The sequence below is a fragment of the Erythrobacter sp. genome, from assembly GCF_011765465.1.
Classification (GTDB): domain Bacteria; phylum Pseudomonadota; class Alphaproteobacteria; order Sphingomonadales; family Sphingomonadaceae; genus Erythrobacter.
Window position 1 is genome coordinate 1,235,653 of sequence record NZ_CP050265.1, and the last position, 13,262, is coordinate 1,248,914.

18 protein-coding genes and 1 tRNA gene are annotated in these 13,262 nt (G+C 67.7%); 9 read left to right on the plus strand and 10 right to left on the minus strand.

Features of this window, described 5'->3' with window-relative positions; all coding sequences use genetic code 11:
• Positions 1-137: 137 nt before the first annotated feature.
• Entirely contained in the window at positions 138-617 is a 480-nt protein-coding gene (locus G9473_RS05945) for a peroxiredoxin (protein ID WP_291137183.1), read from the plus strand.
• A 62-nt stretch (positions 618-679) separates the two neighbouring features.
• Here G9473_RS05945 and G9473_RS05950 read toward each other — a convergent pair whose 3' ends face one another.
• Positions 680-1,375 carry a cytochrome b/b6 domain-containing protein gene (locus G9473_RS05950; protein ID WP_291137186.1) on the minus strand — a complete coding sequence of 232 codons (696 nt, stop codon included), beginning with the start codon at positions 1,373-1,375 and terminating at the stop codon, positions 680-682.
• A 4-nt stretch (positions 1,376-1,379) separates the two neighbouring features.
• Positions 1,380-1,892 carry a cytochrome c gene (locus G9473_RS05955; RefSeq protein ID WP_291137189.1) on the minus strand — a complete coding sequence of 171 codons (513 nt, stop codon included), beginning with the start codon at positions 1,890-1,892 and terminating at the stop codon, positions 1,380-1,382.
• A 289-nt stretch (positions 1,893-2,181) separates the two neighbouring features.
• Between G9473_RS05955 and G9473_RS05960 the strand changes: the two genes are divergently transcribed.
• Entirely contained in the window at positions 2,182-3,111 is a 930-nt protein-coding gene (locus G9473_RS05960; protein ID WP_291137192.1) for an OmpA family protein, read from the plus strand.
• Positions 3,112-3,196: 85 nt separating this feature from the next.
• Here G9473_RS05960 and folE read toward each other — a convergent pair whose 3' ends face one another.
• Positions 3,197-3,814 carry a GTP cyclohydrolase I FolE gene (folE, locus tag G9473_RS05965; RefSeq protein WP_291137195.1) on the minus strand — a complete coding sequence of 206 codons (618 nt, stop codon included), beginning with the start codon at positions 3,812-3,814 and terminating at the stop codon, positions 3,197-3,199.
• A gap of 240 nt (positions 3,815-4,054) precedes the next feature.
• On the opposite strand from folE, the gene G9473_RS05970 reads away from it, so the two are divergent.
• From G9473_RS05970 to G9473_RS05990, 5 genes are all read left to right on the plus strand, one after another.
• Positions 4,055-4,450 (plus strand): metallopeptidase family protein, encoded by a 396-nt coding sequence (locus G9473_RS05970; RefSeq protein ID WP_291137197.1) that lies wholly within the window; start codon positions 4,055-4,057, stop codon positions 4,448-4,450.
• A 151-nt stretch (positions 4,451-4,601) separates the two neighbouring features.
• The gene (locus G9473_RS05975) at positions 4,602-5,114 is read left to right on the plus strand and encodes a hypothetical protein (RefSeq protein WP_291137200.1); all 513 of its coding nucleotides are present in this window, start codon (positions 4,602-4,604) and stop codon (positions 5,112-5,114) included.
• Positions 5,111-5,614 carry a hypothetical protein gene (locus G9473_RS05980; protein ID WP_291137203.1) on the plus strand — a complete coding sequence of 168 codons (504 nt, stop codon included), beginning with the start codon at positions 5,111-5,113 and terminating at the stop codon, positions 5,612-5,614. The genes G9473_RS05975 and G9473_RS05980 overlap by 4 nt, the downstream gene beginning before the upstream one ends.
• Positions 5,611-5,979, plus strand: coding sequence for a hypothetical protein (locus G9473_RS05985; protein WP_291137206.1), 369 nt, complete (start codon positions 5,611-5,613; stop codon positions 5,977-5,979). The genes G9473_RS05980 and G9473_RS05985 overlap by 4 nt, the downstream gene beginning before the upstream one ends.
• The gene (locus G9473_RS05990) at positions 5,964-6,140 is read left to right on the plus strand and encodes a hypothetical protein (protein WP_291137209.1); all 177 of its coding nucleotides are present in this window, start codon (positions 5,964-5,966) and stop codon (positions 6,138-6,140) included. The genes G9473_RS05985 and G9473_RS05990 overlap by 16 nt, the downstream gene beginning before the upstream one ends.
• Positions 6,141-6,383: 243 nt before the next feature.
• On the opposite strand, the gene G9473_RS05995 is transcribed toward G9473_RS05990, so the two are convergent.
• Both G9473_RS05995 and G9473_RS06000 read right to left on the minus strand, forming a co-directional pair.
• Positions 6,384-6,460 (minus strand) — tRNA-Arg (locus G9473_RS05995).
• A gap of 65 nt (positions 6,461-6,525) precedes the next feature.
• Positions 6,526-6,966, minus strand: a complete 441-nt coding sequence (locus G9473_RS06000; protein ID WP_291137212.1) for a (deoxy)nucleoside triphosphate pyrophosphohydrolase — start codon at positions 6,964-6,966, stop codon at positions 6,526-6,528.
• 76 nt (positions 6,967-7,042) lie between these two features.
• On the opposite strand from G9473_RS06000, the gene G9473_RS06005 reads away from it, so the two are divergent.
• Both G9473_RS06005 and G9473_RS06010 read left to right on the plus strand, forming a co-directional pair.
• Positions 7,043-7,228 (plus strand): Flp family type IVb pilin, encoded by a 186-nt coding sequence (locus tag G9473_RS06005; RefSeq protein ID WP_291137215.1) that lies wholly within the window; start codon positions 7,043-7,045, stop codon positions 7,226-7,228.
• Positions 7,229-7,345: 117 nt separating this feature from the next.
• Positions 7,346-7,516, plus strand: coding sequence for a Flp family type IVb pilin (locus G9473_RS06010; protein WP_291137218.1), 171 nt, complete (start codon positions 7,346-7,348; stop codon positions 7,514-7,516).
• 97 nt (positions 7,517-7,613) lie between these two features.
• Here G9473_RS06010 and G9473_RS06015 read toward each other — a convergent pair whose 3' ends face one another.
• The 5 genes from G9473_RS06015 to G9473_RS06035 all read right to left on the minus strand — a co-directional run bounded on the left by G9473_RS06015 (position 7,614) and on the right by G9473_RS06035 (position 13,227).
• Positions 7,614-9,101: a M48 family metalloprotease gene (locus G9473_RS06015; RefSeq protein ID WP_291137221.1), complete on the minus strand. Its 1,488-nt coding sequence runs from the start codon at positions 9,099-9,101 to the stop codon at positions 7,614-7,616.
• Between the two features lie 102 nt (positions 9,102-9,203).
• On the minus strand, positions 9,204-10,154 hold the full coding sequence (locus G9473_RS06020) for an acetyl-CoA carboxylase carboxyltransferase subunit alpha (protein ID WP_291137224.1): 951 nt from the start codon (positions 10,152-10,154) through the stop codon (positions 9,204-9,206).
• 42 nt (positions 10,155-10,196) lie between these two features.
• Positions 10,197-11,048: a tyrosine recombinase gene (locus G9473_RS06025; protein ID WP_291138281.1), complete on the minus strand. Its 852-nt coding sequence runs from the start codon at positions 11,046-11,048 to the stop codon at positions 10,197-10,199.
• A 32-nt stretch (positions 11,049-11,080) separates the two neighbouring features.
• A complete protein-coding gene (locus G9473_RS06030; protein ID WP_291137226.1) occupies positions 11,081-12,973 on the minus strand; it encodes a hypothetical protein in 1,893 nt (630 codons plus the stop codon).
• Positions 12,970-13,227 (minus strand): hypothetical protein, encoded by a 258-nt coding sequence (locus G9473_RS06035; protein ID WP_291137229.1) that lies wholly within the window; start codon positions 13,225-13,227, stop codon positions 12,970-12,972. The genes G9473_RS06030 and G9473_RS06035 overlap by 4 nt, the downstream gene beginning before the upstream one ends.
• Positions 13,228-13,262: the final 35 nt, after the last annotated feature.

Genomic DNA, 13,262 nt, shown 5'->3' on the forward strand with positions numbered 1-13,262 from the left:
ATATGTGAAAATGCGCGAATGAAGCCGACCATGCAAGTTCTCTTGGCCGCTCCGCCTCTCGATTGCGGTGGTTGGCAGCCCCGCGCAAGCCGCTATACCACGTCCGCGTTCCACCCATGAGGAAAGGGAGTAATTCCATGACGATTTCGGTAGGCGACAAACTGCCCGACGTGACCCTGGTGAAAGCCACCCCCGACGGCCCGCAGCAGGTCCAGTCGGGCGACTACTTCGCCGGCAAGAAGGTCGCGCTGTTCTCGGTCCCCGGCGCCTTCACCCCGACCTGTTCGGCCAAGCACCTGCCGGGCTTCGTGGAAAAAGCTGCCGATCTCAAGGCCAAGGGCATCGACGAGATCTGCGGCACGGCGGTCAATGATGCCTTCGTCATGCAGGCGTGGAACGAGGCGGGCGGTTCGTCGGACATCACCATGCTCGCCGACGGCAACGGCGATTTCGTCGAGGCGCTGGGCCTCACCATGGACGGCTCGGGCTTCGGCATGGGCAAGCGCGGGCAGCGATTCTCGATGGTCATCAACGACGGCGTGGTCGAACAGCTCAATGTCGAAGCGCCGGGCGATTACAAGGTCTCGAGCGCGGAATATATGCTCGGCCAGCTCTGAGGCGCGCCGGAGCGAAGCGAGAGGGGCGCTCCCCGGCACGGCGGAGCGCCCCTTTTTTCGCGTCAGGTCAGCGGCGGCGCGCCTTGCGCGATCCACCACGCAAAGCCGCCCGCGAGCAGCACCGCTGCGAGCGCCCGCGCCACCGGCAAGGCTCCGATCCCCTCCTCGCCCGGCGGAACCGCGCGGCTGCCCGTGATCATCCCGCCAACAAGGTGCTCACGCTTGATCGCCTCGTAGAAGATAATCGCCGCGATATGCAGCACGACGAAGGCGAGCACGACATAGAAGAAGGTCTCGTGCACCTCGGTGATCGTGTCGGCGGTCATCACGCCAACCAGCGGCCTCAGCGGCCCGGTCATCCCGTCGAAGGGATCGCCCGCGAACAGCCCCATCGACACCTGCGCCAGCATCACCAGCAGCAGCGCAAGCGTGCTGTACCCGCCCGCCGGGTTGTGCCCGGCCCGAGGCGCCCCCGCCCCGCTCTCGCCGCGAAAATAGGCCAGCACCGTGCCTGGCGTGCGCAGGAAATCGGCAAAGCGGGCGGTGCGCGGGCCGACAAAGCCCCACAGCACACGCAGCGTCAGGATACCCAGCAGGACAAGGCCGAGCCGCTTGTGCCAGCCCCACTCGGAATTCTCCGCCGTCCACCACATTGCCGGGATCAGGACGACGAAGCTCCAGTGCGACAGACGCACGATCGGATCCCACACCTTCACCCGGTGCGGGGAGCCCGGACCCGCGTCAGCGGGCTCGCTCATGCCCTTACTTCTCGTCGTCGTAGCGGAACTGATCGTGGCAGTTCTTGCACGCCCCGCCCATTTCCTTCACCGCTGCGCCGACCGTGGCCATCTCCTCGGTCCCGGCGGCCTCGACCAGCGCTGCGCTGGTTTCCTGCAGCTTGACGGTCGCGGCGGCGAATTCCTCGGGCTTTTGCCAGATCGCGGCCAGCGCCTCGGTGTCGTAGCCGTCCTCGCGCGCGGTTTCCTCGGCGAAATGCGCCTCGATATTGCCGGCGCGCTGGTTGATGTCCTCCGCATTCGACAGGATCACCGCGTAATCGGGCTCGCCACTTTCGAGCTGGCCGCGGATCGCCTTGAAGGCATCGCCGATGCTTTCGAAATTCTCGTGCCGCTCGTCGATCAACGGCGAGGTCAGATCGGTTTCGGCTTCGGGAGCGTCGCCGCCGCAACCGGCGAGCAGGCCGGCGAAAGCGGCGATCGCGATCGAAGGCGCGATGGAAGAGGCGATCGGGCGGAAAGTCGTGGGTCGGGCCATGGTGGCAAACTCCCTCATTGGGTTGCGGATGACAGCGGGGCCCTTGCTAGGACGGATTCCGGCCCATCGCAAACCCTCTTGTGGCGGGGCCATGCCAATCGCCTCGCCGCAAGCCCCGCCCGCATCGCCCCGCGCGGCGCACGTCCCGGGCGGGGGATTCATCGCCGAGCAAGCTTGCCCCCACCAACCGGGCGGCCCATTGTTCGACGCGGCACGTGAGGCCGCAAGTCTTGGACGGTGCGCGAAGAGCCCCGCAGCGGGGCTCCGCACCGACAGTAGGAGGAAAGCCATGAGTGTCATTTCGAAGCGGGCCGGGTCCGCGCTGCTGGTAGGAGCGCTGGCGCTGCCGCTTTCGGGTGCATTCGCCCAGGATACCGATATGCGCGGGGAGATCCCGCAGGAGCAGCCCGACGCGCGCGAGGGCACGCTCGCGACCGTCTACGGCTCGCCGCCGGCCGATCTTTCGGGCCTGCCCGAAGGACCGAAGGTCGAAGGCGTGATCACCGCGCGCAACGGCTCGGCGATCCAGGTCACAAGCACCGACGGAAGCGAGACGATCATCTCGGTCGGCGCGGGGACCGATATCAAGTCCTCGGGCGGGTTTCTCGGTCTCGACAAGGACAGGCTCGGCCCCGAGGCGCTTCTGAACGGCCTGCCGGTCAAGGTCGACACGGTCCAGTGGGGCCGCCGCCTGCTGGCGAGCGACATCGACCTCAAGGCCCGCGACCTGCGCACGGCGGCAATGATCCAGTCGGGCACGCGCCAGCAATTCGCCGAGCAGGGTGCCGCGATCGAGGAAAACGCGCGCGTCGCCGAGGCCCTGCGCGGCCGGGTCGCGGATATCGACCAGTACAACGTCAAGGGCACGACCAACGTCTATTTCGACACCGGCAAATACGAGCTGTCGGGCCGGGCGCGCAGTGAGTTGTGCGAATTCGCGCGCGAGGCCGAAGCGATGGACAACGCGCTTCTGCTCGTCGTCGGCTACACCGACACGACCGGAACCTACGAAATCAACCAGGAACTGAGCGAGCGCCGCGCGGGCCGCGTGACCAATTTCCTCCAGCAGGAATGCGGCTGGAAGCCGTGGCGGATGCTCACCCCCACCGGCATGGCGACCGCCGATCCCGCGGCCGACAATTCGACCGAGGCGGGCCGCGCGCAGAACCGCCGCGTGGCGGTCAACATCCTCGTTTCGAAAAGCGTCGACGGGATGTAATCCGGCTCACTCCAGAGGCCGCAACGAAAGGGGCGGACCGCATGATCGCGGCCCGCCCCTTTTTCGTGCGCCTTGGCCGGCGGGCTCAGTAGCCCATCAGGCTCATGACTTCCTTGCGGCTGCGCGGGTCCTCGAGGAAGCAGCCGAGCATCCGGCTCGTCACCATCTCGACGCCGTGCGTCTTCACGCCGCGCCCGGTCATGCAGCCGTGCTGTGCCTCGATCACGACGGCCACGCCCTGCGGTTCGAGATTGTCCCAGATGCACTGCGCGACCTCGGCGGTAAGGCGTTCCTGCACCTGCAACCGGTTGGCGAAGCCATGGAGCACGCGGGCGAGCTTGGAAATGCCGACCACCCGGCTGTCGGGCAGGTAGGCGATATGGGCCTTGCCGGTGATCGGAGCCATGTGGTGTTCGCAATGCGACTGGAAGGGGATGTCCTTCAGAAGCACGATCTCGTCATAGCCGCCGACTTCCTCGAACACGCGCGAAAGGTGGATCGCCGGGTCTTCCTGGTAGCCAGAGCAGTATTCGAGCCATGCCCGCCCCACCCGCTTCGGCGTGTCGAGCAGGCCCTCGCGTTCCGGATCGTCGCCCGCCCAGCGCAGCAGTGTACGGATCGCGTCCTGCACGTCCTCGGGAACGTCGGGCTTGCCGAGCGGGTTGTCGGGGTCGAAATCGTCGTCGGGGCCGAGGCAATTCATCGATAGCAATCTTTCCAATTCGAGGAGCCATGAGCGTTTACGGATGAAAACGCGGCTTGGATGCGGAGTTCGGGATCGCGGCAAACAGGCTGCGCAAACCCCGCCAAAGCGCTGGACCATGCGGCACGCCGGCGCGAAGAAAGGTGTGTTTGCGGCTTAAACCCCATAATTCAGGCCATATATAGGCCGCAGGCGGCGGATTGCACCGCCAATATTGACATAGGTTGCTAAGAACACGTCGTGTCCCGTGAAGTTCCCTCTCCGCTAGATTTCGAGCGCGCCGCGCGCCGGGTGATCGCGCGCCTGCCGCCCGAATTCCGCGAACCGCTCGCCGAAGTGGTGCTGCGGATCGAGGAATTCGCCGATGACGAGCAGCTCGCCTCGGTCGGGATGGGCGACCGTTGGGATCTTTCGGGCCTTTACGAAGGCGTGCCGCTGCCCGACCAGTCGGTCTGGGACACGCCGCGAATGCCGCCCGTCATCAGCCTGTTCCGCCAGCCGCTCCTGCGCGAAATGGAGGAAACCGGCGTCGGCTTCGACGAACTGGTGCGCCATGTCGTGATCCACGAGGCGGGCCACCATTTCGGCTTTTCCGACGAGGATATGCACGCGCTCGAGGACGCCGCCGGGGACTGAGAAGCCGCTGCGATGGGTTGAGGACGGCACGCTTTTGCCGGGCGGCCGGCATCGCCCTGCCGCGCGCTCCCTTTTCCCGTGGCTTCCCGCCATTGCCATCAGGTTTGGCAAGGCTCGCGCCTCAATCCGCCAAGGCAAGGAGGCACGGCGCATGGAACCGAACCCGCGAGGGCCGCACATCGGACGGGAAGAGAGGCTGCGGATTCTCTTTTACCTCCCGGCGACAACGCCATGGTGGTTCGAAAACATCATACACCACGTCATTGCGCGCTGCAGCGAGGAACACGAGGTCCACGTGATGGTCCCGCCGCTGTGGCGCGGCACCGGGCTCGATGCCCGTCACATACCCCTGCTCGCAGCGCTGCCCGAGGTGCGCTGGCACGTTCTCGACGGCCCCGACCATCCTGTCCTGCGAAGCGATGCCAGCGGTATCGGCGAACTTCTCGAACTGGTGAACTTCATCGCGCCCGACCTCACCTTGTGCCGGAGCGCGGACACGGCGACCCCGGCCCTTTACCCCGGCCACGTCCGCTTTATCCCGAGAACGCGCGCCTGCTCGCCCGATATGCCGATGAACTGCACGACGTGCTGGCATGGCCGCATCCGCTTCCGCCTCGTGAGGACTTCCTCGCCAGGCATGGCCTCGAGAACGCAAAGCGCGTGATCGCGATGCCGCTCGAATACGAGCACGAGGAGAATTGCTTCTCGCAGCATCACGCCTTTCCCGGCAACGCGGCCATGATCGAACAGGTCGCGCACCAGCTTGGCGAGGACACGATCCTCGCCGTGACGAACCATCCCCTGACCGAACTCTACGGCGATACCTCCGCGGTCGTTTCCGCCGTGTTCGAGCAACGCGGAAAGGTCCGGCTCATCCCCGGCGACGAGATTCACGGGCTCACCACCCTGGCGCTTGCCCGCTATTGCGACGGGTTCGTCGTCGGCAATTCGAAAAGCTGGTCGGCGGCCGCCTTCTGGGGCACGCCCATTGCCCGGCTCTCGCGCTTTGCGACCGGCGCATGGGTCAATGCCTATGACGATGTCACCGACCTTGCCGGCGACCTTGCGTTGGGCAAGGCGCGCGCCTTCGAGCCGGTCGATCCCGCACGCTGGCAGCCCGCGCTCGAGCACCACAGCGAATGGGCCGGAAAGGTTCCCGCATGACCGGCGGAAACCACGATACGCTGCTCGGCGTGAACGAGGCTCTTGACTATTACTGGTCGCCCTCGGGCCCGCTCAATTACTCGGCGAGCCGCGACCATACGATCTCGCACGACCTGCCCGACTGGTGGCGCGTCACCAACAGCCTCTACATGGCCGCGCGCGTCCTCATGCTCGAACGCGGCTATTTCCTGGGGACACGCCCGCTGCTCCACCGCCTGCCCAAGCTCGCCGGGGTCGATATCGACACCCACGAGGATTACCGCATCGCCTGCGCGCTTCACGCGCTGTACCGCGAGGATGCGGCGTTCGCAGAGGGAGGGAGCGATGACGCGCTCGCCGCTGCCTGTTCGTGGGCGACGCGCTGAGCGACTATGACTGCGCGCGCGAATGCTCGCTCGCCTTTCTCGGCAGGGCGGAAGGCGCAGCGCATCCTTTCCCGTCGCGGACCGAGGTGGTGGCGAACTTGCGCGCGTTTTTCGCAGGCGACGTTCGCCGCGCGGCGGGCCTGACCACGAAAGCGGCCTGAACGCCCGGGGGACGCGAGGAAGGGTAGGGTCGGGCTGCCGCCGCCCCATCCCTGCCACGCTCCGACTCCGAACGGGTTCGCCTCCGACTCCGGACGGGCTCGCCTCCGACTCCGGACGGGCTCGCCTCCGACTCCGGACGGGCTCGCCTCCGACTCCGGACGGGCTCGCCTCCGACTCCGGACGGGCTCGCCTCCGACCTATGACCCACCAAAAAAGCCCACCCCTTGCGGGATGGGCTTTCTTGGCGCGCCAGGAAGGATTCGAACCTCCGACCGCCTGATTCGTAGTCAGGTACTCTATCCAGCTGAGCTACTGGCGCGCGGTGAGGGGCGGCACATAAGGGGCTGCGCGCGGCTTGGCAATCCCTTCCTGCCAGTTTGTGCGTCACGCAGCCCCGACCCCGCCGAAGAGCTGCGCGGCGAGCAGGGAATCGAGCGGGGGCTTGTCGAGCCTGGCGATCTCCGCGGGCGTGAACCAGCCGACCGCCCCGCCCTCGAGCGCCTGCGGCTCGCCTTCCCACCTGCGCGCGGTGTAAAGGAGGATTACAATCGCGCTTCCCGCGTTCTCGCCCGCGCCCTCGGCGAACCCGGCGGGAACAAGATTGATTGTATCGAGCCCGATACCGAGCTCCTCGCGCAATTCCCTTACGAGACATTCCGTAGGTTTTTCAGAAGGTTCTACCTTACCCCCGGGAAACTCCCAGAGCCCTGCGTGATGCTTTCCGGCGGGGCGGCGGTGCATCAGCCAGCGCCCGTCCGCGCGCTGCAGCGCGCCTGCGCTCACCGCGATCCAGGCGAGCGCATTGTCGGGATTTTTTTCAGCCACGAGCGCCCCATCAACCTTTTCTTAAATGTCTGGGCGGATTTCTGGCGCTGTCAGGAAGACGACGACAGGTGTCACCATGATTTTGACGAACCTCCTTAAGCACATCGGGAACGACAAGTCAGGAGCCACCGCCGTCGAATACGGCCTGATCGTGAGCCTTATCGTGATTGCAGCAGTCGCTTCGTTCCAGGCGGTCGCCAACGAGAACGACAATCTGTGGAACCGCGTTCAGGCCGCGTCGAATGAGGCAATGGGCAATTAAGTTTCTCGAAAGGTCCGGAATTAGGAATTTTTTAGAAGCTTCTCATTATCTCGCAGATGGCCCGTTCGAGCAATCGGACGGGTACGGGTACCGAAGACCTAAACCAGGAGACCAGACATGACCTTCTTCAAGAACCTCGTCCGTGACGAACAGGGCGCCACCGCCATCGAATACGGCCTGATCGCCGCTCTGATCGCCGTCGCCGCGATCACCGCGATGACCACGCTCGGCAACAACCTCGAGAGCACGTTCAACACCGTTTCGGACGAAATGGCTCCGCAGAACTAAGCCGGATCTCCTTCGGGAGAAACGCAAGGGGCGGCAGGGCAACCTGCCGCCCCTTTTCGTTCGCGCTTCAAAGGCGGGGCCGGCGGGACGGGTCGCCTCAGCGGGCACGCACCACGATCTTGACCTTCTGTCCGGGCGTCAGCCGGTCGCCCTGACCCAGCGAATTGAGCACACGGAAGCGTTCTTCCTGCGCATTGCGATAGGCCATGCGCCGCGCAAGGCTCGCGATGGTGTCGCCGCGGCCGACCGTCACCACGTCGATCCGCTTGGGCACGACATTGGCCGCTTCCTGCGAAGAGATGCGGCGCATCGACTGGAACATCGGGGCGAACACCCCCGCCCGGCCCGCCGGCGTGACCGCGGCGAAATGGAACGCGCGGTCACGACTGAATTCATAGGCATAGACGACCACGTCGATCGCGCCGTTTTGCGCGTTGACCCGCGCCGTGCCGACCATGGCGGGCAGGCCATTCACCGTCGTGCGGCGCAGCTCCTGTGGGTTGATCGTCTGGTTCTGACCCGCGATTGCCGAGAACACGCCGCGCACGTAGCGGTCGAGATCGCCGGTATAAGGCCCGGTCGACATCTGCGCCTGCCCGACCTGCCCGTTGATGCTCACCGCGCGCGTGCCGTTCACCATGTAATAGCCCTGCGGCACGGTGAAGGCGAGGCGCAGGTCCGGGTGGATGAAACTCTGCCCCTCGATGATCCCCTGCTCTGGGTCGTCGCCGTAGAGCAGCCCGTCGATCCGGGTTAGGAAGGTGTCGCGATTGAGCTGGCCCGGCGCGAGCGGACGCGCCTTGGCGAGCGCGGCCTGCACCCGGCTTGCCGGATCGGGGTGGGTCGAGGCCCATTCGGGAATCGAGGCGTTGCGCCCCTGTATCCGGGCCTCGAGCGAATTCTGCGCGGCAAGGCTCGCCAGCACCGTTCCCATCGCGCGCGGATCGTAACCGGCGCGTGTCAGGTAAAGGATGCCGAGATTGTCGGCCTCGATCTCCTGGCTGCGCGAATAGCTCAGCGTGAGCAGCTGCGAGCCCTGCAGGAACCCGCGCGAAAGCGTGTCGCCCAGCCCCGAATCGCCGAGCAGGATCGAGCTGCCGATCGCGCCGAGAATGCCGAGGATCGAATTCCTCTGCGCGGCCTGCTGGCGGCGCTGCGAATGGCGCGCGGCAACATGGCCGACCTCGTGGCCGAGCACGGCTGCGAGTTCCGCCTCATTGTCCATCAGCGTCACCAGTTGACGGGTCGTGTAGATATAGCCGCCGGGGATCGCGAAGGCGTTGTTGACCGGCGAATTGAGCAGGCTGACGGTGAAGCTTTCGCGCGCATTGCCAAGCCCGGAATGGACCGCGATGCCCTTGCCGACCTGTTCTACATAGGCCGCCTGGGGCCCGCGCATCGCGCCGCCGAACTGGTCGAGGAACTGGGGATGGTATTTCGCCCCCTGCTGCGCCTCGGCCGGAGTGATCGGCGTCGAGGCACTGGGAATCTCCCCGCCCATGCCTACGCATCCCGTCAGCGCGAGCGCGCCTGCCGATACGGCTGCGAATTTCAGGCTGCGGGCGAATTTCGATCTGCGGAACATGGGTTTCGGGCCTCCTCTCCAGCCTCGCCGGGTCGTGATGGTTAACCAATACACCGCGCGCCGGGAAGTTTCGAGAAGGCCGCGCCCCGCCTTGGGCAGGCCCTAGCCGCCCAGTTGCAGGAAGCGGTCCTCGCGCTTGGCGATGAGCGCCTCGACAGAGAGGCCGGATAGCCCGTCGATCTCCTCCGCGATCGCCTTGCCCAGCGCCTTCGCCGCCGCTGCGGGTCCGCGATGCGCGCCGCCTGCGGGTTCCTTCACGATCCGGTCGATAACCTTCAGGCGCTTGAGATGCTGGGCCGTCACCTTCATCGCCTCGGCCGCCTCGGGTGCCTTCTCCGCCGTGCGCCACAGGATCGAAGCGCATCCCTCGGGCGAGATCACCGAATAGACCGCGTGCTCCATCATCAGCACCCGCTCGGCACTGGCGAGAGCGACCGCGCCGCCCGAACCGCCCTCGCCCACGATCGCGGCGACCATCGGGACGCGCAGCGCGAGACACGCCTCGGTTGAACGGGCGATGGCTTCGGCCTGGCCGCGCTCTTCCGCCTCGATCCCCGGAAAGGCGCCCGAGGTGTCGACCAGCGTGACCACCGGCAGGCCGAATCGCCCGGCGAGCTCCATCAGGCGGATCGCCTTGCGATAGCCCTCGGGCTTGCCCATGCCGAAATTGTGCTTGATCCGGCTTTGCGTGTCGTTGCCCTTTTGATGGCCGATCAGCATGACCCGGCGCCCGTCGAGCTTGGCGAAACCGCCCATGATCGCCTGATCGTCGCCATAGAGCCGGTCGCCGCCCAGCGGCACGAATTCCTCGAAGGCGTGCTCGACATAGTCGCGGAAATGGGGGCGCTGCGGGTGGCGGGCGACCTGCGTCTTCTGCCACGGGGTGAGCGAGGCATAGGTGCTCGCCAGCAGGTCCGCGCTCTTCGCTTCGAGCCGGGCGATTTCCTGCGCGACATCGACATCGTGTTCGGCATCCACCGTGCGCAGCGCGGCGATGCGTTCGTCGATGGACTGCACCGGCTTTTCGAAGTCGAGATAGGAAACCTTGGACATATCCCGCATGGCGCTATCGGGATGTTGCGCGCTGGGCAAGCCTCATGCGCTCCTGCCGCCCAGCGGATGACGCGCATTCACCAGTTCGACGAGCCGCGCGGCATCGACATGGGTGTAGATCTGCGTGGTCGCGATGTCGGCATGGCCGAGCAGGGTCTGCAGCATCCGCAGGTCCGCCCCGCCTTCGAGCAGGTGGGTGGCGAAGGCATGGCGCAGCACGTGCGGGGAAACGCCCGCCGGATCGAGCCCGGCGCGCACCGCGAGCGCCTTCAAGAGCTGGAACAGGCGCACGCGGGTGAGATGGCCCGATTTGCCGCGCGATGGGAAGAGGAAACGCGAGGGATCGTCCCCGCGCGCCTTGCGCCACCGCGAAATCGCCTCGGCGGCGCGCGCGCTCACCGGGACCATGCGGGTGGTCCCGCCCTTGCCCGTCACCGTCAGCAGCGGCGCATCGCGCGGCACGGCGCTCACCGGAAGCGCAACCAGTTCGCTCGCCCGCAGGCCAGACCCGTAGAGCAGTTCGATCAGCGCGAGCAGCCGCACCGCCTCGACCTTGCCGCTTTCGGCCTCGCGCTCGGCGGTCTGGAACAGCGCGTCCACCGCCTCGTGGCCGAGGACCTTGGGCAGCGGGCGGCGCGTGCGCGGGGCGGGCAGCGCGCCCGACGGATCGTCCGCCCTCCAGCCCTCGTCCAGCGCGAAGCCGAAGAATTGCCTGAGCGCCGACGCCTTGCGCGCCGCCGTGGACGGCGCGAGCGAGCTCCATGCCCCGGCGAGCTGCGCGACCTTGGCCCGCGGCGCGCTCGCAAGGTCGCCAATGGCATCCTCGGCCTGCGCGAGGTCGCGGGCATAGGCGGCAAGCGTGTTAGCCGCCGCGCCGCGCTCGCTCGCCAGCATATCGAGGAAGGCGTCCGTTGCCCGCGACACGCTCAGCCGCGGGCGACGGCTTCCGCCGCGATCATCCGCGCTTCGGCTTCGAGCCCGACGCGGTTCAGCGCGCTGACGATGTGATAGAGGTGGCGCGGGGTCATCTGCGCCCAGCTCTCGCCCTGCATCCCGAGCCCGGCGAGCAGCGCGACGAGCGCCGGGTTGCGGACCTCGGCGGCGCGTTCGATCGTCGCGCTCCAGCGGCTGCGGCGGACAAGATCAATGCCGAGCCTTGAGGCGAAGCCGTCGCGCTCGGCATCGGCGATGCGGCCCAGTCCGGCAAGCCCGGCGACAAGGAAGGCCGCCTTGCGCGGGCTCGCGTCCTCGTATTGGTCGACGAAGGCATCGACCGCGCCCTCGCTCGCCCGGCCGCCTCCGGGATCGGCCAGCGCGACCAGCGCCCAGCCCATGCTGCCCTCTTCCACCGCGCCGCGCCACGCGGCGGCATCGCGGTCGAGCCCGGCGGTGAGCATCGAGGCGATGAGATCGCCCGCAGCCTCGGCGAGGTCTGCGTTGGCGGGGATGCGCGCAGCGGCGTAGGCAGTCGCGACGATCGCGCCGTAATCGGGCGCGTCGCCCTCGCCCCACAGCCGCCGCATCGCCGCGACCCTGTCGGCGGGCGCGGGCGCGAGATAGGCTTCGCGCAGCGCCCCGGCGCGCGCGGCGGGATCGCCGCCGACCTGCGGATCGGCATAGACCTGGCTCAGGAGGTTCACCATCGCATCGGCCGAGAACACACCGCTCGCCGCCGCTTCCCCGGCGAAGGCGAGGCGGTCGGCGGGCGAAAGCTGCGGGGCGGGCGCGGCGGCGAGCGCGTAATAGGCCCCGGCGCCTTCCATCAGCCGCTCGGGAACGGGCTCGCCCAGGGCGGTCGCAAGCCCGAAGCGCCACGGGCTCAATTCCTCGACCTCGTCCCACTCAATCTCCACCGCACGCCGACCGCGCCCGGCCGCGCCCGCGTAACGCCGCGCCAGCAGCACGTCGATGCGCGGTGCGATCCCCTGATTGAGAGCGCGATCGAGTTGCGCGGCGGCCAGCACGTCCTCGCCCGCATATGCATTGCAGATCGCCTGCCACAAAACCCATTGCGCATCCTCCCGCACGGACCCCTGCAGGCGGACGGCAGGACACGCGCCGGTGAAATCAGTCAGCGCGACATAGGCGGCAAGCGCCTCGTTAGTGAGCGCCGCATCCCAATTAGCGGTATCGACATCCTGCGCGATCGCGCGCGCGGCCATCGGCTCGCCCATTCGGTTCAGCAGCCCGGCACGCAGCGCGGCGAACTCGACCGGGTCCATACCCTCGGGCGCGGCAAGGCGGCTGGCGAGCGCGCGGCGCAGCAGGATGTGCCCCCAGCGCGAGACGAGCCGCGTGTCGGTCCCGGCGATCACCGCGCGCACGAGCGAAGCGGGCTGGCGTGCGAAGGAGCCGGTGGCAAAGCCGCCTTCTTCCGGCGAGATCACGCCGACCTCGGCCAGCGAACGGCGCGCGGCGGGCGGGATGTCGAACTTGGGCTTGAGGCCGAGCAGGTCGTCCAGTTCGTCGGGCGAAAGCTCTTCGAGTTCCTCGATCGACGGGAGCGCAGCGAGCTGTTCGGGCGAAAGCTGCGGGACCGGCCGGGCGGCATCGCCCGCTCCGGGCGAGGCGGCGCTGTCCCCTTCGCCCGGAGCGGGCGCAGGGCGCGGCGCGACAGTCGGCGCGGCGACGGGCGGCGCAGCTCGCGGGGCACTCGGCGCAGGGGTCGGCGAAGGCGTGGGCGCGGGATCGTCGAAGCCCGGCGGCAGCAGCGATTCGGGCCGGCTCTGCGCCCCCAGCCCTCCGCCAAGCAGCGCAGCGGCGAGCGCCCCCGCAATGGCGAATGCCGCCGCCCCGGCGGCCCCGCGCATCGTTTTCATCGCGCGCCCTCCCCCGAGGCAACCGCGACCGGGGTCTCGACCGGCTCCGCTATGGGACGGATCGGCTCCTCCCCGCCGTCGATCCAGGCGAGCGCAAGCACCGCGATCACCGCTGCACCGACCAGCAGGCCGAGGCGCGCACGGGCCGGCGCGACCGGACCGCGGCGCGCACGGCGCCCATTGCCGACACGGCCGCCGATACGAGCGCCGATGCGACCTTCGCCGGATGCGCGCGAGGAGGACAGGCGAGACATATTGCGCGCGCTCTAGCCCATCTATAGGCCATGCG

Bases quoted from the DNA above. Each gene is read 5' to 3' on its own strand.
- G9473_RS05945 (WP_291137183.1), top strand. From the start codon at position 138: ATGACGATTTCGGTAGGCGACAAACTGCCCGACGTGACCCTGGTGAAA.
- G9473_RS05950 (WP_291137186.1), bottom strand. From the start codon at position 1,375: ATGAGCGAGCCCGCTGACGCGGGTCCGGGCTCCCCGCACCGGGTGAAG.
- G9473_RS05955 (WP_291137189.1), bottom strand. From the start codon at position 1,892: ATGGCCCGACCCACGACTTTCCGCCCGATCGCCTCTTCCATCGCGCCT.
- G9473_RS05960 (WP_291137192.1), top strand. From the start codon at position 2,182: ATGAGTGTCATTTCGAAGCGGGCCGGGTCCGCGCTGCTGGTAGGAGCG.
- folE (WP_291137195.1), bottom strand. From the start codon at position 3,814: ATGAATTGCCTCGGCCCCGACGACGATTTCGACCCCGACAACCCGCTC.
- G9473_RS05975 (WP_291137200.1), top strand. From the start codon at position 4,602: ATGGAACCGAACCCGCGAGGGCCGCACATCGGACGGGAAGAGAGGCTG.
- G9473_RS05985 (WP_291137206.1), top strand. From the start codon at position 5,611: ATGACCGGCGGAAACCACGATACGCTGCTCGGCGTGAACGAGGCTCTT.
- G9473_RS06005 (WP_291137215.1), top strand. From the start codon at position 7,043: ATGATTTTGACGAACCTCCTTAAGCACATCGGGAACGACAAGTCAGGA.
- G9473_RS06010 (WP_291137218.1), top strand. From the start codon at position 7,346: ATGACCTTCTTCAAGAACCTCGTCCGTGACGAACAGGGCGCCACCGCC.
- G9473_RS06015 (WP_291137221.1), bottom strand. From the start codon at position 9,101: ATGTTCCGCAGATCGAAATTCGCCCGCAGCCTGAAATTCGCAGCCGTA.
- G9473_RS06020 (WP_291137224.1), bottom strand. From the start codon at position 10,154: ATGTCCAAGGTTTCCTATCTCGACTTCGAAAAGCCGGTGCAGTCCATC.
- G9473_RS06025 (WP_291138281.1), bottom strand. From the start codon at position 11,048: ATGCTGGCGAGCGAGCGCGGCGCGGCGGCTAACACGCTTGCCGCCTAT.
- G9473_RS06030 (WP_291137226.1), bottom strand. From the start codon at position 12,973: ATGAAAACGATGCGCGGGGCCGCCGGGGCGGCGGCATTCGCCATTGCG.
- G9473_RS06035 (WP_291137229.1), bottom strand. From the start codon at position 13,227: ATGTCTCGCCTGTCCTCCTCGCGCGCATCCGGCGAAGGTCGCATCGGC.